Below are 21,130 nucleotides of genomic sequence, written 5' to 3' on the forward strand. Positions count from 1 at the left end.
ATGCGTGGAAATATCGCCCGCTTCGGTCTGACATTGGCGCTTGGCCTGCTTGCAGCATCGCCGGTGCCGTCGGCGGAGCGTAGCGCCGAAGCGGCGGCACCTTTCCGGATGGTCCGCAGCCTGCAGAACATCCAGGACTCGGTCATCAACGGCGACCTCAATGCGGTGGAGATGCAGCGTTTTCTGCTCGGCGAAATTGACCGCCGGCTTCGCACGGCGGAGATGCTTGTATTCGAGGATCCCCGCAATGTGGATGCGGCGCTGATTTACGCGATGAGCGGTGGCAACCCGGAGACGCTGGATATCCTGGCCGATCGCGACGTCGCGGGCAGATTCGACAACCGTGTGACCAGCATCCTGCGCCGATATCTGTCCGGCAAGGGTGGCACGGCAGTCAAGCAGTTGCAGGAAGTCGTTCCTGAATACCGCAACACGCCGATCGGCCCTTATCTCGAACTGATCGGTGCGAACGCGCTGATGGAGAAGGATCCCGAAGCGGCTCTCAGGTTCTTTGACTGGGCACGCGTGGAAGCGCCGGGGTCGATTGTCGAGGAAGCTGCTCTCCGGCGATCCCTCAATATTACGTCGCACAAGGGCGACACCGCACGTGCGTTGCCTTTCGCGCGCCGCTATGCCCGCCGTTACATGGCTTCGCCTTATGCGTCGCAGTTCGCCGATACTTTTGTCAGCCTGGCGCTGGATCATCAGGAAGCGCTGCCGCCCGAAGAAATCAGCTCGGTGTTGTCTCTGGTCGAAGGCAAGCGCCAGCGCGAGATCTATTTGCGCCTGGCGCGCCGCGCCGCCATTAACGGAAACAGGACGTTGACGGAATTCGCCTCGGCCGAAGCACGCAAGCTTTCCACTAAGGAAGACACGTCGCAACTGGCGCTCGCCGAGCTCTACACCGGCATCGTCAATATCTCGGGGGATGGCGTCAACGAGATTCTGAACCGTCTCGCCGAAATACCGGATCAGGAGCTGACCCCTAAAGATCGGTTCCTGAGGGATGCTGCGCGGGTGGTGGCGGAAGAGGTCACCGAGGTACCCGGCGGCGATAGCCTGACGCAAGTCAAGCGCGATATGGTCGACAAAGAATACAGGGACAGGATGTCCGAGCTCAGCCTTGATGCTGGCAAGACTGCATCCACGGCGCGGGTCAACGCGGCCGCCGATGGTCAGAATGACCAGCAGGATGCACAACAGGAAACACGCAGGCAAGCACTCGATCTGCGCATCGAGAAAGTGGAGAACTTCGTCAGTTCCAGCCGCTCCAGGCTCCGGGATGTCGACGCACTTCTCTCGGGGGAAAGCAATTGACGGCGATAGATCAATCGGCAATCGACCTGGCACCAGTCCGCGGCGCAAAAGCCAATGGCGGGCGCAACCATGCGCCGGGCTTCGGCAAGGACGACAAGGGTGCGAAAAGCTTCGACGATCTGGTCGCGCAGCTGGAGCAGAAGCTTGGCGATGGAGTTTCCGAAGACAAGGACATCGAAGCGCTTCTGCCAGCGATTGACGCGACAGCAGAAGAGGGCGCAACCACGAAGGAACAGCCTTCGCGGATACGGCTCAGTAACTTCGATCGCTTGCTGAGAAGCGAACAGGCTACGGACAACCGGCAGGCCCCGCAAAACGAAAAGGTAGCGCCCACCGATGGCATGGTGCGAAAGAAGGCTGACCTGCAGAAGCTCGCGGAGCGGGATGCAGCTTCGTCATCGTCGGACAAGGCCGAAAGCGCTTCCGAGCAGTTGACCGATCTACTCGACCTAACCGCGGATACTGTAGCCGATAAGGCTTCGACCCCGCACAAGGCCAGCAATGCGAAATCCGAACCCGAGCCCAAGACAGAGGCGGCGGACGCAAAGCCGGACCACCACGACAACGCGGTCGCCGATGCGTTGAAGGCGGTAACGCTCGTAGCGGAAAATGTCGCAGTTGCGACCCCGACTCGAGCGACTGCGACCAACGATGCTCCCAAGGACGAGGGCAATGACACGGTCAGACTCGTCTCGGCTGATTGTAAGGGCCGGCCTGTCGATATTGCTTTGCCTGAGATACACGGTGATGACGAGGCAAACTCTGCATCCGCCAGTAGCAAGGTGGATCTGGTAACCGTGCTCGATGCCCGACGCTATCTTGGTTTCGAGACCCAGAACAACGCCGATACATTGGCGCGAGCCATCAAAGGTGACAGCACCTGGACCGAAGCCATGCGTGGCGCACAATCGATGCATCCCGCCGGCGGCGCTCACACCGCAACTACGGTCAACACGCTGAAGCTACAGATGAATCCCGATCACCTCGGCCCCATGATAGCGTCGCTGAGGCTGAAGGGCGACGAGTTGTCGGTCGAAGTTCGGGTCGAGACTGTCGAAGCCTACCGGCAGCTCAGCAATGACCAGGACGTCATCGTAAAGGCCTTGAAGGATCAGGGGTTTGCGATCGACCAGGTAACCATCCAGCTCAGCGCCGCCGATAAGAATTCCGAGCCCGGACAAGACCGGGGCAACCAGGCATCAGGCGGGCAAGACCTGCGTGACAGCCAGGGACAGAATGCTAAACAGCGTGAAGAAAATGCACGGCGGGCCGGAAATCAGGGTGAGTGGCATGGCAGCGAGCAGAGTGGTGCCCAAAGCGATTCCAGCGATGCTGCTGACGGCGGTGCTTCTGGTAACCTTTACCTCTGACGCTGATGCTTCGGCCGGAATCTGCGAACGCGAGATTTCTGCAGCAGCCATGAAATACGGCGTCCCCGAAGGCATCCTGTACTCGGTGGGGTTGACGGAGACTGGAAGGCGGGGGTCGCTTCAACCATGGTCGCTGAATATTGAGGGAAAGGCGGTTTTCGCCGTTTCTCAAGATGAGGCTCTCGGTCGTTTCGAGGATGCGCGAAGGGGTGGCGCGGAGCTGATCGACCTAGGCTGCATGCAGATAAATCATCGCTATCATGGCGATCGTTTCAGCAGTGTTGCAGAAATGTTGAATCCACGTAGAAACGTGGAATATGCAGCGAAATTTCTTGCTCAGCTGCATGCGAAGCATGTTACGTGGACCATGGCAGTGGCTCGATATCATGCGGGCCCCAACAATGATCCGGCGCAAAAAAGATACGTATGCCGCGTCATTTCAAATCTGGTTGCGACCGGTTACGGCAACTGGACGCCCGAAGCGAAAACCTTCTGCAGCAATTGAATATCTCCAAAACGTCAGGTTGAATCCCCGATAGATTCTTTGTGGCGACAATGTGGAGCCGGCAGAGAGTCAAGAGGCCGGAATCCGACCATTAACCATGTGTTAACTTTTGGATTCGGAAAATAGTGCTGAGGAATATTTTACCCACTACATGTAGATCAAATCGCATCGAAATGGTTAATCAACTATTAATACGTACCCATCAGAACGTCTAGTTGTCGCTGAGTCCCGCGATTCGTACTCATAGCCGTATTGGTTCACTACACTGATTCGGAGGCGGCTGATGATCGTGGTGGTAGACGAGAGAACACTCGTAAAAGATGGATATACTTCGCTTTTTTACCGGGAAGGTGTGCCCTCCACGGGCTTCGATCCCAGTGAATTCGGGGAGTGGGTAAACACGGCGGCGGACACGGATATCGATGCCGTGGAAGCCTTTTTGATTGGGCAGTCGGAGCTCTCTCTGGAGCTTCCGAAAGCCATACGGGACAGGAGCCAGGCACCGGTAATAGCGGTCTCTGATTCGCCCTCCCTCGAAATGACACTTGCATTCTTTGATTGTGGTGTGGACGACGTTGTCCGCAAGCCCGTGCATCCCAGGGAAATCCTGGCGCGGGCGGCGGCCATTCGCCGGCGCTATCGCGTGGCAAACAATTTCACGGATATCGGCACGGTCAGGGTGTTCTCTGATGGTCGCGATCCGGAGATCGCCGGCGAAGTGTTCGCTTTGCCGCGTCGCGAGCGTCGTATCCTTGAATATTTGGTCTCGAACCGCGGGCGGCGCGTTTCCAAAACCCAGATATTCAATGCGATTTACGGGATCTTCGATGAAGATGTCGAGGAGAACGTGGTCGAGAGCCACATCTCCAAATTGCGCAAGAAGCTGCGGAAGCGCCTGGGCTTTGACCCGATCGATTCCAAGCGCTTCCTTGGTTACTGCATCGATTGGCAGTAGCCGCACCGACGCGTGCACCGCAGGCTCTGGCATGGCTATCAGTTGATTTTCTGTAAGTCGCAAAGTTTCACGCAAGGCACGTGTCCTACTCTGAGACAAATACGGAAACGAGGATCCGACATGAGCCTTTACGGTATGATGAGAACCGGCTCGTCAGGCATGAATGCCCAGGCGAGCCGATTGAGCACGGTTGCTGACAACATCGCAAACGCCAGCACGAATGGATACAAGGCGGCATCGACTGAATTTTCTTCGCTGCTGCTGCCGTCTGTCTCGGGCAATTACAATTCCGGCGCGGTATCGACAGATATCCGCTATGGCATCAGCCAGCAGGGTGCCTTGCAATACACCTCGTCATCGACGGATCTTGCAATCAGCGGCAACGGCTTTTTTGTCGTCCAGGACGCGAGCGGCGTTCCCTATATGACGCGTGCCGGCGGGTTTGTGCCGAATGCGGCGGGAGAACTGGTCAATGCCGGCGGCTACAAGCTGCTTGGCTATCCCTATACTGCCAGCGCTCCGGCGCCGGTCGTCAATGGCTTTGACGGTCTCGTTCCAGTCAAAGTCGGCACCGATTCGCTCGTGGCGAAGCCGACGACACACGCCACTTTCAGTGCCAATCTCGATGCAGGCACTGTTATTCCGGCCGCGCCCGGGCCGTTGCCGTCTAGCAATGACCCGAACGCTGAATTCACGCACAAGAGCTCGCTCAAGACGTACGATACGCTTGGCAATGAAGTTCTGCTCGACATGTATTACACCAAGACCGCTGACAATACATGGGAGCTCTCGGTTTTCGATGCGGCTGGGCGCGATCCTGCGTCTGGTGGCTTCCCGTATGCTAATGCCTCATTGTTGGACGCGCCCATGGAGTTCGATCCGTCGACTGGCAAACTCGTCGACCCTACCACTGGCGTCTTCACCCTCGCTGCAGGCTTCATCTCCAACATGGAAGATGTGACGATCGACATGTCGAAGATGACGCAGCTCTCGTACGATTATTCCGTGCAGGATGCGGACGTCAACGGCAATGCGCCGAGCGAAGTCGAGAAGGTTCAGGTGTCAGGCGACGGAACCGTCTATGCGCAATACGAAAACGGCGACCTCGTCCCGATTTATCGTCTTGCCATGGCAACCGTTCAGAGCCCGGACGAGCTGCGTGTCATTTCCGGCAACGTCTACGCCCAGAGCGTGGATTCCGGTGTTGTCGTACTCGGCTTCCCAGGCAATTCCGGTTTCGGTGAAATCGTTTCTGGCGCTCTCGAAAACTCAACGGTCGACCTCGCGTCCGAACTGACGACGATGATTGAGTCCCAGAGAACCTATACTGCAAATTCAAAAGTATTTCAGACCGGCTCAGATCTGATGGACGTTCTCGTCAATCTGAAGCGGTAGTGAATTTTAGAAAGGGCGCGCTATGTCGCTATCTTCTGCCATCAGTACGGCACAAACAATTTTCTCCAATACCGGGCTGCAGAGCGCGGCATTGTCAAAGAACATTGCGAATGCATCCAACCCGGACTACGCGCGCCGGGTTGGAGTTCTGACGATTGATTCGGCAGGTGGCCAGCAGCTTTCGATTCAGCGCACCTATGACAATGGCCTGGTCAAGCAGACCATGTATTCGACGGCGGAGTCGTCGGCTCAGGAAACGCTCCAGCAAAAGCTGGAGCGTATTCGCTCGTTGCTCGGCGGCAATGACTATGAAACATCGCCGTCTACCTATATTGCGACGCTGCGGGACAATCTGCAGGCCTATGCCACCAAGCCGAATGAATCGACGCTGGCATCGACGGTGATCTCGAGTGCCAAGGACGTATCCAATTCGCTGAACTCGATTTCGTCGGAGATCCAGTCCATGCGCGGCTCGATCGACCAGGAGATTCAGGACAAGCTCGAGGAGTTGAGGGGGCTGCTCAAGCAGTTCGAGAACGTCAACAACGCCATCAAGGCGGGGACTGCCACCGGTTCGGATGTCAATAACGAACTGGATATGCGCGAACGCTACCTCAAGGATATTTCCAAGATCGTAGGGATTCGCTCGTTTACCCGTGGCGACAACGACATGGTGCTTTACACCAGCGACGGCACGATGCTGTTCGACGTCAATGCCCGCGATATCATGTTTACCCCGAATGCGGCGTTTGACGCGGCGACACTGGGCAATCCGGTGATCATCGACGGCGTGACGATGACGGCAGGCGTGAACGGCAATACGACCGGACGCGGCTCGCTGCAGGCCCTGTTGCAGGTACGTGACGATATTATCCCGACCTACCAGACGCAGCTGGACGAGACGGCGCGCGGGCTGATCGAGATCTTTGCCCAGCAGGATCAATCCGCATCCGGTTTGGATCCGCTGCCCGGCCTATTCACCTGGAAGGGTTATGCTGCCGGCGATTCCCTGCCGGCGTCCGGCTCGCTGACCGGTGGCCTTGCATCCCTGATCAAGGTCAACGACAGTCTCGTCAAGAGCCTCACCGGGGGTAATCCGACGCTCCTGCGTGACGGCGGATACGACGTCGATGGGCTGGGTGTGGCCGATGCGGCCTATCTGGGCAATACGAGCAATGATGCGAGCTACTCGCAGATCCTCGATGCTTTGGTTGGCAACTTCGAAACCGACATCGCCTTCGACACTGGTGCCATGCTCGATACCAGCACCACGATCGCAGATTTTTCGACTGGGTCGGTCGGTTGGCTGGAGCAGTATATTTCAGAGAGCTCCAAGGCATCCGACAACAAAGCCGCGCAATTGGCGCGGGTAACAGAAGCGCTTTCCAATACCACCGGCGTAAGCCTGGACGAGGAGATGTCGCTGATGCTTGATCTCGAACAAAGCTACAAGGCGTCCAGCAAACTGGTCAGTGCGGTCGATCAGATGATCGATTCGCTGCTGCAGGCTGTCTAAGGTTTACTGACGATGAAAACCTCTTTTATTTCGAACCTTTCCGTACAGTCGGCAATGCGCTCGACGATCAATCAGATCCAGGGTGAGTTGATTGATGCGCAGAGAGAAGTAGTCTCCGGGCGCCACAGCAATCTCGGTGAAGTTCTCGGTGCGACGACGTCGCGAAGCTTGAACCTGCATCGTGACCTGTCGATGATGAACAACCTGCTTTCCACCAATTCGGTGGTGACGCAGCGTTTGTCCTCCACCCAGATGGCCATGGAGACGATCTCCAATGCGGCTCAGACCGGGCTGAATACGTTTGTGGCGCTGGCCGGTTCAACCGACAGTACCCAGCTTGGAACCGCAGTGCAAACGCTGACTGACGTCATGGACCAGTTCACGACCGCGGCAAACACGTCGGTCAATGGCGAATATGTGCTTGCGGGCATCAACACCGATGTAAAGCCGGTCGCCAACTTCCTGAAGGATGAAGGCGGCTTGAGGACAGACATTCAAGGATGGATCGCGTCCTTGGGTTCGCCGATTGCAGCCGCCGACATGGAGACTTTCCTGACGACGGTTATCGAGCCGATGTTTCTCGATCCATCTTCTCCTGACTACAAATGGGCAACGTGGTCGAGCGCGTCCGATACGCCGGTCACCAGCCGCATTTCCAAGACCGAGGTCGTGCAGACATCGACGACGACGAATGCCGATGGCTTCCGCTACCTGGCAATGGCGTCTGTTGTCGGCATCGAATTGCTGAACCAGGAAATGAGTGTCGAAACCCGACGGGTGGTCAGCGACTGGGCTATCGGCAAGATGGGTCAGGCGATCAATGGTGTGAATGCCGAACGCAGTCAACTCGGGCTGTCGGAAAATCGCGTCGCCATCGCCAACGAGACGCTTCAGGCGCAGATCGACATCATCAAGCTCAACCTCGACGATCTCGAAGGGGTTGATGTCTATGCGGCGTCGACACGCATCACCGCGCTGACGAACCAGATGGAAATTTCCTACAATCTCACTGCAAGAATTTCGCAGTTGAGCCTGGTAAACGAGCTCTAGTAGGAGTTTCATTCGGATAAATTGCTGAAATACCGCAATAAATTCGAAATCTCCGAAGTAGAATGCTGAAGCGTAAGCCTGGGTTCAGGCACATGGATTAGGCTTCAGGAATGACCGGAATATGAGGGACTGAATGTACCAGTTTTCCTACGCAGAAATCATGGCGGATGATGTCGCCGGTTCGCGTGACCGAGAGAAACAAGTCTTGGACCGAGCTGTCGAGCTGTTGCGCTTGGCAATGCAGAACGGGCGGGAATCGCGTGAAGCGGTTGAAGCCCTATACTATACGCGTCGCGTCTGGATCGCCTTCATTGACGATCTGCGCAATCCCGAAAATCAATTGCCTGCCAACTTGAGGGCCGACCTGATTTCGATCGGTGTCTGGGTGCTCAAGGAAACAGATCGGATTCGCTTGCGCCAGTCCGAGAATTTCAAGGGCATCGCAGACATTATAACCATCATCAGGGATGGACTGAAATGAAGAGCACTTTGCGAATTTCGCTAAAATCCGGTGAGCGGATTTTCATAAACGGAGCCGTTCTGCGAGTGGATCGCAAGGTTGCTGTCGAGTTTCTCAACGACGTCACTTTTCTGCTCGAGAACCACGTTCTGCAGCCCGAGGGCGCTACCACGCCGCTCAAGCAGCTCTATTTCATCGTGCAGATGATGCTGATCAATCCGGAAGGCGCCGAGCAATCCAAGGCCATGTTCAAGCGGTCGATTGCGTTGCTTCTGGCAAGCTTCCAGCATGACGAGATCCTGGCCGAGCTGAAGCGCATTGACGCTGTCGTGACATCGGGCCGTCCCTTCGATGCGCTGAAGGCCATTCGCGGTCTCTATGCACTGGAAGAGCAGATCCTTGCTGCCCACGAAATCACGCCGGCAGCGCGTGAAAGCATGCGCAGGGAGATGGCTCCATGGCAATGATCAGCCCATTGATGTTTACGGGCGCGGCGGGGACGGCGGCCACAAACAATACGCAGGACACGCCCAAGACGGCGTCGACCAAGGACACCAGCACAGCGACGCTGAATTACGATAGCTTCCTGAAGCTGCTCATTGCGCAAATGAAGAACCAGGACCCGACCGATCCTGTTGACGCCAGCGAGCAGATGTCGCAGCTTGCATCGTTTTCGAATGTCGAGCAATCTATCAAGACGAATGCGCATCTCGAAAGCCTGATCCAGGAAACGACGCTGTCACAAGCGACCTCGCTTATCGGCAAGGAAGTCACAAGCGTCGACGGCAAGACGTCAGGTATCGTCGCATCGGTCGAGATCAATGCTGATGGATTGACGGCCACGCTTGACAACGGCAAGACTGTGGTGATCCAGACAGGCATCACGGTTGGTACGAAGCCCGTCAAGGGTGACAAGGACGACGCCGCAAGCTGACGGCGAATAGAGAAAAGTGAGGGCCTTCGATGAACGAGGCTGACGCGCTTGACATGGTTCAGGCAGCAATCTGGACGGTACTCGCGGCCTCGGGCCCGGCCGTTCTTGCGGCGATGATCGTCGGCGTCACCGTCGCGCTTCTCCAGGCCCTCACACAGGTTCAGGAAATCACCCTGACCTTCGTCCCGAAGATCTTGGCGGTGCTTGCCGCCGTTGCCATTTCCGCGCCGTTCATCGGCTCGCAGATGTCCATCTTCACCAACATGATTTTCTCCCGCGTCCAGAGCGGGTTTTAGCTGCGTCCAATTTCGCAGCCGCACCCTTCGCACAAGTTTCAAAAGCTAGTTTCGCCTCGGCGCGAGTTCCAGCGCTTGTAATACGGCTCATGAAGAGGCGGGTGTTTTATGGCGGATGTGCAATCCCTAGTCGTTCCTAAAGTTGCGCCGAAAGGCCGCGACATTGGTTTTGCCGTCGGCATTATCATTATCCTTGCGGCGCTGTTTCTGCCGATTCCGCCGTTTCTGATCGACCTCGGGCTTGCATTTTCGATTTCCTTCTCAGTGCTGATCCTGATGGTGGCACTGTGGATTCAGAAGCCGCTGGATTTTTCATCCTTCCCGACGATTCTGCTGATTGCCACGATGCTGCGGCTGTCGCTGAACATTGCGACGACGCGCGTCATCCTCAGCCACGGCAATGAAGGCCATGAAGCGGCGGGGCACGTTATCGCCGGTTTTGCCGGCCTGGTAATGTCCGGTGACTTCGTCATCGGTCTGATCGTCTTCCTGATCCTGATCGTCGTCAATTTTATCGTCATCACCAAGGGTGCGACGCGTATTGCCGAAGTCGGTGCCCGCTTCACCCTCGATGCCATCCCGGGCAAGCAGATGTCGATCGACGCCGATCTTTCGGCAGGCATGATCGACGAAGGGGAAGCGCGCCGCCGCCGTAAGGAGCTGGAGGACGAAAGCTCGTTCTTCGGTGCCATGGACGGTGCCTCCAAGTTCGTTCGCGGCGACGCGGTCGCGGGCCTTCTGATCACCGCCATCAACATCTTTGGCGGCATCATCATCGGCTACTTCCGCCATGGAATGGAGATCGGTGAAGCCGCCGATGTTTTCGTCAAGCTTTCGGTCGGTGACGGTCTGGTTTCGCAGATCCCGGCACTGATCATCTCACTTGCCGCCGGTCTGTTGGTCTCGCGTGGTGGCCAGACCGGCACGACCGACAAGGCTGTGGTTGACCAGCTTGCGGGCTATCCCCGCGCGTTGGGAATGTCCGCAGGTCTTGTCTTCGTACTCGCGGTCATGCCGGGTCTTCCGTTCTTTCCCTTTGCGACCCTTGGTGCCGTGATGGCTTTCGCAAGCTGGGCAATTCCCCGTCGTCTTGAGGCCGAAAACCAGGCCAAGCGCCAGGTCGAGGAACAGAAGAAGGCGGCCGAGGTCAAAGCCGACGACAAGGACTCAGTCAAGCAGGCGTTGAAAACGCCGGAGATCGAGTTGTCACTTGGCAAGCAAGTCTCGACCCGGCTGCTCGGCGCGCATCAGGAACTGGCGTTCCGCGTCGGCAAGATGCGCAAGAAATTCGCCAGCCAATACGGTTTCGTGGTGCCCGAGATCAAGGTGGCCGACGAGTTGGGCATTGCCGACAAGTCCTACCAGATCCGCATTCACGGCACGACCATAGCTTCCAACGTACTGCGCGTCGGCGAAGTGCTCGTCATCACTGGTGGCGGCAGGAAGCCGTCGGTTCCGGGCGACGAGGTTCGCGAACCAGCGTTTGGCATGCCGGCCGTTTCCGTGGTCGAAACATTCACGGAAGAGCTCAAGCGGGAAGGCTTCCATCCGATCGACAACGTGTCTGTGGTGCTGACGCATCTGAGCGAGGTCATCAGGAACAATCTGCCCCAGCTGCTGTCCTATAAGGATGTGAAGATCCTGATCGATCGGCTCGACCCCGAATACAAGAAGCTCGCCGACGAGATCTGCACGACCCATATGTCCTATTCCGGTCTGCAGGCCGTGCTGAAGCTCCTGCTGGCCGAACGGGTGTCGATCCGCAACCTGCACCTCATTCTCGAAGCGGTGGCTGAACTCGCCCCGCATGTCCGCAAGACCGAGCAGATCGTCGAGCATGTTCGTGTACGAATGTCCCAGCAAATCTGCGGCGACCTGTCCGATAATGGTCTGTTGCGCGTGCTTCGCCTCGGCAACAAATGGGATATGGTGTTCCATCAGGCCATCAAGCGCGATGCCAAGGGTGAGATCGTCGAGTTCGATATCGATCCGCGGCTTCTCGAGGAATTCTCCGAACAGGCGACGAAGGTCGTCCGCGAATACCTGGACCGTGGCGTTCCCTTCGTGCTGGTCACGTCGCCGGAGACACGCTCCTACGTGAGGATGATCGTCGAACGGCTATTTGCGACCCTGCCGGTGCTTTCGCATGTCGAACTCGCCAAGGGCATCGAAATCAAGATTCTCGGAACAATTTCATGATTCAGGATCCGGAGGGCATGCTGTTGGCGCTGATCCTGGCTTTCTGCCGGATCGGTGGCTGCATCATGGTGCTGCCGGGATTTTCGACGGCGCGCGTGCCCGTCAACATTCGTCTGATGATGGCTCTGACGATCTCCCTGGCGATGATGCCGCTGATGTGGGACAGCCTCTATCCGAAGGTCAGCGGCGGCACGCCAGACTATGTGCTGATGATCGGCATTGAAACGGTCACCGGCGTTGTGCTTGGCCTGGTTACGCGCTTCTATGCGCTCGGACTGCAGTTCCTGGGCACCGTGGTCACGATGATGATCGGCCTCAACACGCCGCCGGCGGGCGATGTTCTCGAAGATACCAGCGAAGGCCAGCTGACGAACCTGCTGACTTTTGCCGGCTTGATGGTGTTGTTCATGCTGGATTTTCACCATCAGGTGTTTCTGGCGGTTGCCGAATCCTATCGGACATGGCCGCCCGGTGGGGCGTTCGACTCCCAGAAGGCGCTCGTGACGCTTGTCGATACGTTGGCGATGACATTCACCATCATGCTCAGGCTCGCAAGCCCGTTCATCCTGTTCAACGTCCTGTTCAATGTGGCGATCGGCTTCATCAACAAGCTCGCCCCCATCGTGCCGGTCTACTTCATCTCCACGCCCTATCAGGTGATGGGGGGAATGCTCCTATTCTATTTCGGTGTGACCTCCATGCTGTCGCTGTTCGCCGACGCTTTCGGGACGGTATTCCGATGAGATCGACATGGTGAAGCAGAGCAGGTCGCAAAAGCTGACGCGGCTGGTGAAGGTGCAGCGCCATCTCGAGCACATGGCGGAAAACGAGCTCGCAGCAACGACGCAGGCCCGCGCCGAAGTTCAGGAAAATCTCGTCGCAGTGGTCGACGCGATTGGCTCGCTTGAGCCGATCCATCAGATCTTCGCGGGGCTCTATTCCAGCCAGATCAGCCGTCTTACGGCTAAGGACCAACATCTGCACACGATGCAGCAGATCCATGAAAACCGCATGCTGCGCGAAAAGGCCAAGGGCGACCGGCTGGAAGAGAACGCGCAGGAGGCCCGTGAACTCGAAAACCGCGAGGCCGACGACGCGGCGATCTACGACCTGATCGATCAGCGGATGGCCGCAAACGGCAAGTCCGATCCTGTATGAACTTGTGTTTTCGATGCAGCACCAGCCACGGTCAAGCTTAACCGGCGATGATCTGAAATCAGTTCAAATGCGTCTATTGCGGCGGTAATCCCATGGCTATCAACCCACCTACCGATATCGTCTCCGATGTCTTGAAGGCAGCAGATCCTTCCACGATGGAAGTTGCGCGCGCGCGCTTGAATGCAGGGCAAGCCGCCATGCAGGCGCAGAGGCTCGCCAGCAGCGACGCATCCTTCGATGCCGCTGTCGCTCGCGAACACATACGTTCCAATGCCCACCTGAATTCCGCCGACCGCAAGGAGATTCCTGAAAGCTATCGCAAGTTCGAGGGCATGGTTCTTTCCAGCATGCTCAAATCGATGATGCCCGATAGCGAAGAGATCTATGGCAAGGGCGCGACCGGAGAGATCTGGAAGGGCATGATGGCTGAGCAACTCGGCAACGAGATGTCGAAAAATGGCGGCATCGGCATCGCCGAAAAGCTGACAGAGGGCGGCGCGACGCGAACGCGCACCAAGGAAGCTGCGGAAGCCAATCGATCCGATCGCCTGCATATGGCGACACAGGTGATCGAGGAAAACCAGATGCGTGCGCTCGACAAGTTCCTGCCTGTCGATCGCAAGGACAAGAAGGCCTGATCTCCTTTCGGATCTTATGAAGTGTCGCCAGGACTGACGGAGAAGATGAAATGACCACAGCCGTAAACGAAGAGAATTTCAGGGACGTGCGGTTGAAGACGGTTCTAGGTCGCCTGGAGCTGATCATCGACAACGAGAACGATCGGATCGGCAAGGACCAGATGTTCGACATCAAGACGTCGAACGCCCACAAGAGCCGTTGCTTGTACGAACTGACGATGCTCTGCAGGGACACCGGGCCGGACGAATTCCCGACCGGCTTTTCATCGCAGATGAAATTTCTCAAACAGAAGCTGTTGCTCAATGCCCGCAAGCTTGAAGCGCACCTGAATGCTGTCCGTACCGTGACGGACATATTGCGTACCGCCGCCCAGGAAAACGAAGGCGACGGCACCTATACCCAGGAACAATTCCGCTACGCCGAGATCTGATAAACCATGCTGAAGCTCATTCTCACCGGCGTCTGGGTGGCGGTCGTCACCCTGGGATCGGTCTACTTTTCGATCGAGATGTCGAAGGCGCCGGACCCTGCCGATGAGGAAGCCAAGAAAAAGGCGGTGCAGGAACTGGTGCGCGGCGAGGTTGTCACCTTCCCGGTCATCGGGGATGGCCATGTGGAAGGCTATTTCCTGACGCGTACCTCCTACATCGTCGACAAGACCAAGATCGCTGAGATTACACTGCCGATCGACGCCCTGCTGACGGATGAGCTCTACACGGCACTGGTTGGCGATCGGGTGATCCGCGTCGAGGAAAACGGCCAGTTCGACCTGAAGGCATTCCGCGAGCGCATCAAGACTGCGCTCAACAAGCGCCTCGGTTCCGACGCCATCCTGGATATCGTCGTGGAGCAGGTCGATTACCTCTCGAAGGAGGATATCCGCACCAGCATGTCGCAGAAGCAGGTCACCATCAAAAGCGGCAAGAAGCTGGTTGCCGAGCAGGTCCCAGGCGATGGCGCCGCCCAGCCTTCGGCCGCTGCAGGTCATTAACGATTTCGCAGGATACGGGCGATCAGGAACCTCTTCGGCGGCTGATCGCCCCGTTCGTCCCGTTACGGGACAATCAATTTGGCGCACCCGTTTCGCAACGAAACGAAAGCCGGACCTTTTTGTGTCGGCACTGCGGCGCAAACACCTTTTCGCGTGAAGATTCCCGAAGTAGCGCTCGCTATTTTTTGGATGCGATTTCCTCCAATTCCTTGAAAAATCATCGTTTTCAGATGTCCGGTTAATGACCGGTAAACGTCAGATTATGCTTTTGATTGAATGACTTAAAGGCGGTTTCAGGGCCGCTTGCTAACTACTCCTCCAAGGGTCTCAAAACGTCATACGGTTTCAACCGCTCTCACCGGCGGCACGGGATTTGCTGTGTCTTGTTTCGAAGGCCGCGGCTCGCAAGCAAGCAGCCGGCTGGGATGACGGGAGTAGTCGGGAATGAACATTGTATCCAATATGGCCGTATTCAGCTCGCAGCGGGAGGTGTTCGGCCTGCCCGTATGTGATCTGGATTGGTCGGAAGCATTCAGCTTCGTCAGTGCGCTTGCAGATGTTCCGATTGGCCAGACCGTCATTTCATTCCTGAATGCTCACAACGCCAACATCATGCTGAAGGATCCCGACTACCGGGAGACGCTCGAGCGGCATCTGGTGCTTCCCGACGGCATCGGCGTCGATCTCGCCTCGCTGGCAGCATTCGGCAAGACGTTTCCCGCCAACCTCAACGGCACGGATTTCGTGCCTGCGCTTTTGACCTATATGACGACGCCGAAGCGCATAGGGATGGTCGGTGCCAAGCCCGAAGTGCTGCGCCGTGCGCGTGCTGCCTTCGAGGCACATGCCCCTTGGCATGAATTCATCGCCGTCAGCGATGGCTATTTCGGCGAGGAGAACTCCGCCGAGCTTGCTAAGGAAATCACCCGGCACAAGCTCGACATCCTGTTGGTGGCGATGGGCACACCCAGGCAGGAAAAATGGATCGACCGCTATATCCGTCCCGAGCATGCGAGGCTGGTGATCGGCGTTGGCGCATTGTTCGATTTCGTCGGTGGCGAAGTCCCGCGTGCACCCGAACACCTTCGCCGTCTTCGGGTGGAATGGCTGTTCCGCTTCATGCAGGAGCCGCGCCGCCTTGCCGCGCGCTACTTTGTTGGCGGGCCGCGCTTTGTCGGCCACATACTTGCCAACAGGGCGTCTTACCATTTGGGGACGTTGAAGCGCGCGCTGTCATAGCTGCAGCACGCTTTTAGTGTGATCCGGAGCTGTTCAATCCGCTGGCGTTAACCTTTTGTTAGCCATGGGGTTCTAGATTTTGGGTCGGTCGGCAGCGACCGGCGCGTGATTGCGGTGTGTTCCGGTCCGCTTCAAACCCAAGAGCTCGATGGACTGCGCCGATGCCCCCACGCCCGCTTCTCGACTATCTCTCCGATTTCGATCCGCAGGACGAACCTGCAGAACCGGCGACCTATTCGGCGGATGATCTGAGAAAACGTCTGCAGGAGCTCGAAAGCCGTCTGTCGGCAGCAACTCGCCACCCCGAGCCGGAACAGGAAGAAACTGGTTTCTCATCGCAGATCGAAGCGATCCTCAAACGGCGAAACGGCCTTGCTGCCGAGGCCGTGGAAAGACCTGTCGCTCCCAGAACCCCGCCGGTCGCGCGCATTCCCATGCAGGCGCCGCCGCTTGCGCATCAATTGCCTGAGATCTCCGGCGATTTCGCAAAATTCATCGAGGCCGTCCATCTCGTCGGTCAGGCCGCAGAGCGCTTTCTCGGGCAGCCTGGGTCGATACCGGCGCTCGAACAGCAGCCGGTTCCGGTTCGCTCTGTCCAGAACGGCGCCGATTTCGCTGCCACCATGGTGCAGATGGTGACGGCGTTCCGGCAGATGACGACGGAACTGTCGTCGCTGACGCAGGAGCTCCGCCATAAGCAGCCTCACGAAGAGCCTCGTATGCCCGAGCTCGCCTCGCGCCGTATCAGCCGCGAGGACGCCGAGCTGTATCGCTTGCAGGACGATCTCGACGAGTTGCGCGAGAGACTTGCTTCGGTCACCCGCCGGCGCAGCCGCAACCCCTATTGATCTCTCTTATTTCTCTCAATACACCTTGTTGAACGCGCCCTTGAGGGGCGTGAAAAGACAATTGCATGTTTCGGTCCGGGGATAGGATCGGTCCAATAAGAGCAAAGCGGAGGAACTACGGGTGGCATCGGTAATCAATGGGACGGAAGCGGCAGCAGCCGTCATCGAGAAGGTCAAGTCGTCTGCCCAGGCGCTTGAAGCAGAAGCAGGTGTCGTGACCGGTCTTGCGGTCGTTATCGTCGGCACCGATCCCGCCAGCCAGGCTTATGTCGGCTCGAAGAGCAAGATGGCCAAGGATTGCGGCTTCAAGTCTGTACAGCACTCGCTTCCGGAGGAAACCACCCAGCAGGAGCTGCTGGCGCTTGTCGCACAGCTCAATGCCGATACGAGCATTCATGGCATCCTAGTGCAGCTGCCGCTGCCGAAGCATCTCGATTCAGAGCCTGTGATCCAGTCGATCCTGCCGGAGAAGGATGTCGACGGCCTGCATGTCGTCAATGCCGGCAAGCTGGCGACCGGAGACATCGATACCGGCCTGATTTCCTGCACGCCCGCTGGTGCACTCATTCTGGTGCGCAATGTCCGCGGCGAAGACCTGTCGGGCCTCAGCGCCGTCGTGATTGGCCGTTCCAACCTGTTCGGCAAGCCGATGGGGCAATTGCTGCTTTCGCGCAATGCCACCGTCACGATGGCGCATTCGCGCACCAAGGATCTCGCCAAGGTCTGCGCTGGCGCTGATATTCTCGTTGCCGCCGTCGGCCGCCCGGAAATGGTCAAAGGCGATTGGGTCAAGCCCGGCGCGACCGTCATCGATGTCGGTATCAACCGCGTTGCCGCACCGGAAAAGGGTGAGGGCAAGCACAAGCTCGTGGGCGATTGCGATTTTGCATCCTGCGAGCCGGTGGCGGGCGCCATTACGCCGGTGCCGAAGGGCGTGGGGCCGATGACGATTGCCATGCTGATGGCCAACACGGTGATTGCCGCCTACCGCAAGGCTGGAAAGACCGCGCCGAAATTCTGATTTCACTCTGTCGGAGGGAATCGCTTGCTGTAAAATTCGCCGTCTCACCAGTTTGGGTGAGGCGGCGAATTTTGTTTCGCGCTACGCATTGGTCCGTTGGTTTACGAGATCTTGTGATGCTTGAATTCTTCTTACTGTTGTGGGGACTACCTGCGGCCGTTGGCATGAGCCTGACCTATCGTGAAAGCTATTTTGCCGGAGACGGTTATTTCAGCCGGCGACTGTTGCCCGGCTTTGTTGCCTGCCTGTTCTGGCCGTTGTCACTGCCTGTCGCGGCCTTGCTTGCCTGGCGGCGCAGTGGTCAAGCCGTTGTCGGCAGGGCGGACCTATGAGGGCGGCAGAGATGCCTCCCATGCTGCCCGCTGTATTGACATGACGGCCAGATCGACGCGAACCCCGTCCGGCCGCGTACCGGCTTTCTCCAGTACGCCCTCGTCCGAGAAACCCAGCAATTGATAGACATGGCGTGCTCGGGTGTTGTCTGGCACCACGCGCAGCCATAGCCGTTGCGTCTGGGTATTTTCAAAGACGAATGCCATGACCGCGCGCAGGAACTGCTTGCCCACGCCCATGCCAGGCGTTTTGACGATGAGCCTGTTGATCAGCACCAGCCCATTCCCCTTCTCAAAGCCGCTCAGGGCGGCAAAGGCGATAGGCCTGCCATTGTCGCTGTCAGCCACGAGGTAGCGGAAATTGCGATCGGTGATGTTGCGGAAATGCTGGTCCGCTTCCCACCGCCCGACCAGCAACTCGTAGCCGGGCTGCCGCTCGATCTGCATGATGGCGGAAATGTCGGTGACGATGGCACGGCGGATATCGGTGGACGGCGCGTTCTGCATGGTCGGCCCGAAGGAGTATGCTGGCGGCCTTCGGCGCCAGCGAAGACCCCATTCTACATGTCTATCGCTGTCTGGCCAGCCATTCCGGTCTGAGGATCGACATGACCGCGAGGTCGGTTCGGCTTCCGTCAGGCAGTTCGTAGGCTTGCCGGAAAACGCCCTCGCGCACGAAGCCACTCTGCTCGTAGACATGGCGGGCGCGGTCGTTGGTGATGATGTGATCGAGCCACAACCTGTGGGCGGGCGTATTGGTAAATACCCAGCCGATGACTTCCCTGAGAAAAGGTTTGCCGAAGCCGGAGCCCGGCGTGAGTACGGCAAGCCGTTTTAGCAGGATATTGCCCTGCGGATTTTCGAGATCGCGCAATATGGCAATTCCGGCAATCGCGCCGTCATCAGTCAGGCCCGCCAGATAGGCGTAGTCCGTATCGTCTATCACCCGGGCATGGAATTCAGCGGAGGACCGCCCGACGAGATGCTCGAATCCGGGCTGCCGCTCGATCTCCATGAAGGCAGTTATGTCTGGCGGACCGGCGCGTCTGATGGTCACCATGAGCGGATCAGAACAGCACGCTGCCGCCCTGATCGGCGGCGCCTGCATTCTGCCTGAAGATGGCGAACAGCTCGCGGCCCATACCGTACTCGTTGTCCGACAGATCGGCCTCGATGGCGATCCGTGCGTCAAAGATATCGGCATCCATCAGGACGTCGATCGTGCCCTTGGTCGCGTCGAGCCTGATCATGTCGCCGTCGCGGATCTTGGCGATAGCTCCGCCATCCTTGGCCTCGGGCGTCACATGGATTGCCGCCGGCACTTTTCCGGAAGCGCCCGACATGCGGCCGTCCGTCAGCAGTGCCACGCGCTGGCCGCGATCCTGCAGGATGCCGAGCACGGTGGTCAGCTTGTGCAGTTCCGGCATGCCGTTCGCCTTCGGCCCCTGGAACCGCACGACCGCGATAAAGTCGCCGGTCAGTTCGCCATTCTTGAAGGCGTTGTTGAGCCCGGCCTGGTCGTGAAACACCTTGGCCGGCGCTTCGATGACATGGCGTTCCGGCTTGACGGCGGAGATCTTGATGACGCCGGTGCCGATGTTGCCCTTGAGCATCTTCAGACCGCCGGATGCCTGGAAGGGCGCTTCGATGGTGCTCAGTACCTTGGCATCGCCACTTTGTGCAGGGACCGGCTTGCGTACCACGGCGCCATTTTCGCCGAGTCCCGCTTCCACGGTGTAAGCCGATAAGCCCTGACCGAATACGGTGCGGACGTCGTCGTGTAGCAGGCCCTGCTTCAGCAGTTCGCGGATCAGGAAGCCTATGCCACCCGCCGCATTGAAGTGGTTCACGTCGGCCAGACCGTTGGGGTAGACGCGCGCCAGGAGTGGGATCGCGTCGGAAAGATCCGAAATATCCTGCCAGGTCAGATGAATGCCGGCCGCGCGCGCGATCGCCACCAGATGCAGCGTGTGATTGGTCGAGCCGCCGGTGGCATGCAGGCCGATCACCCCGTTGACGACGGAACGTTCGTCAATCATCTCGCCGGCAGGCGTAAACTCGTTGCCCATGGCAGTTATCGCCAGTGCTCGCTTGGCGGCTTCCTTGGTCAGCGCATCGCGTAGCGGCGTGCCCGGATTGATGAAGGAGGAGCCGGGCATGTGAAAGCCCATGATCTCCATCAGCATCTGGTTGGAATTGGCCGTACCGTAGAAGGTGCATGTGCCGGGACCATGATAGGATTTGGACTCGGCCTCGAGCAGCGCATCACGGCCGACCTTGCCTTCGGCAAAGAGTTGGCGCACGCGCGCCTTCTCGTCGTTGGGCAGGCCCGATGTCATCGGTCCGGCGGGCACGAACACGGCCGGCAGGTGGCCGAATGTCAGCGCCGCAATTGCAAGACCGGGGACGATCTTGTCGCAGACGCCGAGATAGACCACCGAGTCGAACATGTTGTGCGACAGGCCGACGCCTGCCGCCATGGCGATCAGGTCGCGCGAAAACAGCGATAGCTCCATGCCAGGCTGGCCCTGGGTAACGCCGTCGCACATTGCCGGCACGCCGCCCGCCACCTGAGCGACACCACCGGCTTCCCGAGCGGCTTCCCGGATCAGCGCAGGATAGGTCTCGTAGGGCTGGTGGGCCGAGAGCATGTCGTTATAGGCGGTGATGATGCCCAGATTGGGAACGCGGTCGCCTGCCAACATGCCCTTCTCGGAGGGGGAACAGACGGCAAATCCATGCGCGAGGTTTCCGCACGACAGGACCGAGCGATGCGGACCCTTTGTTGCCGCTTCGCGTACGCGGCCGAGATAGGCTTCACGCGAGGGTTTGGATCGTTCCACGAGACGAGCGGTGATGGCCGCGATTTTCTTGTCGGCTGCCATGGCGGTTCCTTTCTATGTCG

At 58.2% G+C, this 21,130-nt stretch carries 24 protein-coding genes; 21 read left to right on the forward strand and 3 right to left on the reverse strand.

Annotated elements, in window-relative coordinates; translation table 11 throughout:
• The 21 genes from motC (at position 1) to JJB09_RS01585 (ending at position 18,225) form a co-directional block, all read left to right on the forward strand.
• Positions 1-1,317 (forward strand): chemotaxis protein MotC, encoded by a 1,317-nt coding sequence (gene motC / locus JJB09_RS01485; protein WP_201652060.1) that lies wholly within the window; start codon positions 1-3, stop codon positions 1,315-1,317.
• On the forward strand, positions 1,314-2,687 hold the full coding sequence (locus tag JJB09_RS01490) for a flagellar hook-length control protein FliK (protein WP_201652062.1): 1,374 nt from the start codon (positions 1,314-1,316) through the stop codon (positions 2,685-2,687). The genes motC and JJB09_RS01490 overlap by 4 nt, the downstream gene beginning before the upstream one ends.
• Positions 2,647-3,192, forward strand: coding sequence for a transglycosylase SLT domain-containing protein (locus tag JJB09_RS01495; RefSeq protein ID WP_246748528.1), 546 nt, complete (start codon positions 2,647-2,649; stop codon positions 3,190-3,192). The genes JJB09_RS01490 and JJB09_RS01495 overlap by 41 nt, the downstream gene beginning before the upstream one ends.
• Before the next feature lie 283 nt (positions 3,193-3,475).
• On the forward strand, positions 3,476-4,147 hold the full coding sequence (gene rem / locus JJB09_RS01500; RefSeq protein ID WP_201652066.1) for a transcriptional activator Rem: 672 nt from the start codon (positions 3,476-3,478) through the stop codon (positions 4,145-4,147).
• Between the two features lie 120 nt (positions 4,148-4,267).
• Positions 4,268-5,542, forward strand: coding sequence for a flagellar hook protein FlgE (locus JJB09_RS01505; protein WP_201652068.1), 1,275 nt, complete (start codon positions 4,268-4,270; stop codon positions 5,540-5,542).
• A gap of 22 nt (positions 5,543-5,564) precedes the next feature.
• Positions 5,565-7,058 (forward strand): flagellar hook-associated protein FlgK, encoded by a 1,494-nt coding sequence (flgK, locus tag JJB09_RS01510; RefSeq protein WP_201652070.1) that lies wholly within the window; start codon positions 5,565-5,567, stop codon positions 7,056-7,058.
• 12 nt (positions 7,059-7,070) lie between these two features.
• On the forward strand, positions 7,071-8,108 hold the full coding sequence (locus tag JJB09_RS01515; protein ID WP_201652072.1) for a flagellar hook-associated family protein: 1,038 nt from the start codon (positions 7,071-7,073) through the stop codon (positions 8,106-8,108).
• A 133-nt stretch (positions 8,109-8,241) separates the two neighbouring features.
• The gene (gene flaF / locus JJB09_RS01520; protein ID WP_201652074.1) at positions 8,242-8,589 is read left to right on the forward strand and encodes a flagellar biosynthesis regulator FlaF; all 348 of its coding nucleotides are present in this window, start codon (positions 8,242-8,244) and stop codon (positions 8,587-8,589) included.
• Positions 8,586-9,035 carry a flagellar biosynthesis repressor FlbT gene (gene flbT / locus JJB09_RS01525; RefSeq protein ID WP_201652076.1) on the forward strand — a complete coding sequence of 150 codons (450 nt, stop codon included), beginning with the start codon at positions 8,586-8,588 and terminating at the stop codon, positions 9,033-9,035. The genes flaF and flbT overlap by 4 nt, the downstream gene beginning before the upstream one ends.
• Before the next feature lie 11 nt (positions 9,036-9,046).
• Positions 9,047-9,502, forward strand: coding sequence for a flagellar hook assembly protein FlgD (gene flgD / locus JJB09_RS01530; RefSeq protein ID WP_201652680.1), 456 nt, complete (start codon positions 9,047-9,049; stop codon positions 9,500-9,502).
• Between the two features lie 29 nt (positions 9,503-9,531).
• A complete protein-coding gene (gene fliQ, locus JJB09_RS01535) occupies positions 9,532-9,798 on the forward strand; it encodes a flagellar biosynthesis protein FliQ (protein ID WP_201652078.1) in 267 nt (88 codons plus the stop codon).
• A gap of 108 nt (positions 9,799-9,906) precedes the next feature.
• Positions 9,907-11,997 carry a flagellar biosynthesis protein FlhA gene (flhA, locus tag JJB09_RS01540; RefSeq protein WP_201652080.1) on the forward strand — a complete coding sequence of 697 codons (2,091 nt, stop codon included), beginning with the start codon at positions 9,907-9,909 and terminating at the stop codon, positions 11,995-11,997.
• Positions 11,994-12,740: a flagellar biosynthetic protein FliR gene (locus JJB09_RS01545; protein WP_201652082.1), complete on the forward strand. Its 747-nt coding sequence runs from the start codon at positions 11,994-11,996 to the stop codon at positions 12,738-12,740. Before flhA ends, JJB09_RS01545 begins: the two co-directional genes overlap by 4 nt.
• Positions 12,741-12,747: 7 nt before the next feature.
• Positions 12,748-13,155 carry a hypothetical protein gene (locus tag JJB09_RS01550; protein ID WP_201652084.1) on the forward strand — a complete coding sequence of 136 codons (408 nt, stop codon included), beginning with the start codon at positions 12,748-12,750 and terminating at the stop codon, positions 13,153-13,155.
• A gap of 92 nt (positions 13,156-13,247) precedes the next feature.
• Positions 13,248-13,793 (forward strand): rod-binding protein, encoded by a 546-nt coding sequence (locus tag JJB09_RS01555; protein WP_201652086.1) that lies wholly within the window; start codon positions 13,248-13,250, stop codon positions 13,791-13,793.
• 50 nt (positions 13,794-13,843) lie between these two features.
• Positions 13,844-14,224: a hypothetical protein gene (locus tag JJB09_RS01560; protein ID WP_201652088.1), complete on the forward strand. Its 381-nt coding sequence runs from the start codon at positions 13,844-13,846 to the stop codon at positions 14,222-14,224.
• A gap of 6 nt (positions 14,225-14,230) precedes the next feature.
• Positions 14,231-14,785, forward strand: coding sequence for a hypothetical protein (locus JJB09_RS01565; RefSeq protein WP_201652090.1), 555 nt, complete (start codon positions 14,231-14,233; stop codon positions 14,783-14,785).
• Between the two features lie 444 nt (positions 14,786-15,229).
• Positions 15,230-16,024, forward strand: coding sequence for a WecB/TagA/CpsF family glycosyltransferase (locus tag JJB09_RS01570; protein ID WP_201652092.1), 795 nt, complete (start codon positions 15,230-15,232; stop codon positions 16,022-16,024).
• A gap of 161 nt (positions 16,025-16,185) precedes the next feature.
• Positions 16,186-16,872 (forward strand): hypothetical protein, encoded by a 687-nt coding sequence (locus tag JJB09_RS01575; RefSeq protein WP_201652094.1) that lies wholly within the window; start codon positions 16,186-16,188, stop codon positions 16,870-16,872.
• 121 nt (positions 16,873-16,993) lie between these two features.
• Positions 16,994-17,893 carry a bifunctional methylenetetrahydrofolate dehydrogenase/methenyltetrahydrofolate cyclohydrolase FolD gene (locus JJB09_RS01580; RefSeq protein ID WP_201652096.1) on the forward strand — a complete coding sequence of 300 codons (900 nt, stop codon included), beginning with the start codon at positions 16,994-16,996 and terminating at the stop codon, positions 17,891-17,893.
• A 116-nt stretch (positions 17,894-18,009) separates the two neighbouring features.
• The gene (locus JJB09_RS01585) at positions 18,010-18,225 is read left to right on the forward strand and encodes a hypothetical protein (protein ID WP_201652098.1); all 216 of its coding nucleotides are present in this window, start codon (positions 18,010-18,012) and stop codon (positions 18,223-18,225) included.
• Here JJB09_RS01585 and JJB09_RS01590 read toward each other — a convergent pair.
• The 3 genes from JJB09_RS01590 to edd all read right to left on the reverse strand — a co-directional run bounded on the left by JJB09_RS01590 (position 18,220) and on the right by edd (position 21,110).
• Positions 18,220-18,732, reverse strand: a complete 513-nt coding sequence (locus JJB09_RS01590; protein ID WP_201652100.1) for a GNAT family N-acetyltransferase — start codon at positions 18,730-18,732, stop codon at positions 18,220-18,222. The two genes, JJB09_RS01585 and JJB09_RS01590, sit on opposite strands and share 6 nt — an antisense overlap.
• Before the next feature lie 61 nt (positions 18,733-18,793).
• On the reverse strand, positions 18,794-19,285 hold the full coding sequence (locus JJB09_RS01595) for a GNAT family N-acetyltransferase (protein WP_201652102.1): 492 nt from the start codon (positions 19,283-19,285) through the stop codon (positions 18,794-18,796).
• A gap of 7 nt (positions 19,286-19,292) precedes the next feature.
• The gene (gene edd, locus JJB09_RS01600; RefSeq protein WP_201652104.1) at positions 19,293-21,110 is read right to left on the reverse strand and encodes a phosphogluconate dehydratase; all 1,818 of its coding nucleotides are present in this window, start codon (positions 21,108-21,110) and stop codon (positions 19,293-19,295) included.
• Positions 21,111-21,130 lie beyond the last annotated feature (20 nt).

It is taken from the genome of Phytoamicus setariae (assembly GCF_016722925.1).
Taxonomy (GTDB): domain Bacteria; phylum Pseudomonadota; class Alphaproteobacteria; order Rhizobiales; family Rhizobiaceae; genus Rhizobium_E; species Rhizobium_E setariae.

Coding starts and splice junctions, on each gene's coding strand:
- JJB09_RS01515 (WP_201652072.1), top strand. CDS start 7,071: ATGAAAACCTCTTTTATTTCGAACCTTTCCGTACAGTCGGCAATGCGC.
- flhA (WP_201652080.1), top strand. CDS start 9,907: ATGGCGGATGTGCAATCCCTAGTCGTTCCTAAAGTTGCGCCGAAAGGC.
- JJB09_RS01565 (WP_201652090.1), top strand. CDS start 14,231: ATGCTGAAGCTCATTCTCACCGGCGTCTGGGTGGCGGTCGTCACCCTG.
- motC (WP_201652060.1), top strand. CDS start 1: ATGCGTGGAAATATCGCCCGCTTCGGTCTGACATTGGCGCTTGGCCTG.
- JJB09_RS01575 (WP_201652094.1), top strand. CDS start 16,186: ATGCCCCCACGCCCGCTTCTCGACTATCTCTCCGATTTCGATCCGCAG.
- flaF (WP_201652074.1), top strand. CDS start 8,242: ATGTACCAGTTTTCCTACGCAGAAATCATGGCGGATGATGTCGCCGGT.
- flgD (WP_201652680.1), top strand. CDS start 9,047: ATGTTTACGGGCGCGGCGGGGACGGCGGCCACAAACAATACGCAGGAC.
- JJB09_RS01595 (WP_201652102.1), bottom strand. CDS start 19,285: ATGGTGACCATCAGACGCGCCGGTCCGCCAGACATAACTGCCTTCATG.
- edd (WP_201652104.1), bottom strand. CDS start 21,110: ATGGCAGCCGACAAGAAAATCGCGGCCATCACCGCTCGTCTCGTGGAA.
- JJB09_RS01545 (WP_201652082.1), top strand. CDS start 11,994: ATGATTCAGGATCCGGAGGGCATGCTGTTGGCGCTGATCCTGGCTTTC.
- JJB09_RS01590 (WP_201652100.1), bottom strand. CDS start 18,732: ATGCAGAACGCGCCGTCCACCGATATCCGCCGTGCCATCGTCACCGAC.
- fliQ (WP_201652078.1), top strand. CDS start 9,532: ATGAACGAGGCTGACGCGCTTGACATGGTTCAGGCAGCAATCTGGACG.
- rem (WP_201652066.1), top strand. CDS start 3,476: ATGATCGTGGTGGTAGACGAGAGAACACTCGTAAAAGATGGATATACT.
- JJB09_RS01585 (WP_201652098.1), top strand. CDS start 18,010: ATGCTTGAATTCTTCTTACTGTTGTGGGGACTACCTGCGGCCGTTGGC.
- flbT (WP_201652076.1), top strand. CDS start 8,586: ATGAAGAGCACTTTGCGAATTTCGCTAAAATCCGGTGAGCGGATTTTC.
- flgK (WP_201652070.1), top strand. CDS start 5,565: ATGTCGCTATCTTCTGCCATCAGTACGGCACAAACAATTTTCTCCAAT.
- JJB09_RS01560 (WP_201652088.1), top strand. CDS start 13,844: ATGACCACAGCCGTAAACGAAGAGAATTTCAGGGACGTGCGGTTGAAG.
- JJB09_RS01495 (WP_246748528.1), top strand. CDS start 2,647: ATGCTGCTGACGGCGGTGCTTCTGGTAACCTTTACCTCTGACGCTGAT.
- JJB09_RS01570 (WP_201652092.1), top strand. CDS start 15,230: ATGAACATTGTATCCAATATGGCCGTATTCAGCTCGCAGCGGGAGGTG.
- JJB09_RS01555 (WP_201652086.1), top strand. CDS start 13,248: ATGGCTATCAACCCACCTACCGATATCGTCTCCGATGTCTTGAAGGCA.
- JJB09_RS01505 (WP_201652068.1), top strand. CDS start 4,268: ATGAGCCTTTACGGTATGATGAGAACCGGCTCGTCAGGCATGAATGCC.
- JJB09_RS01550 (WP_201652084.1), top strand. CDS start 12,748: ATGGTGAAGCAGAGCAGGTCGCAAAAGCTGACGCGGCTGGTGAAGGTG.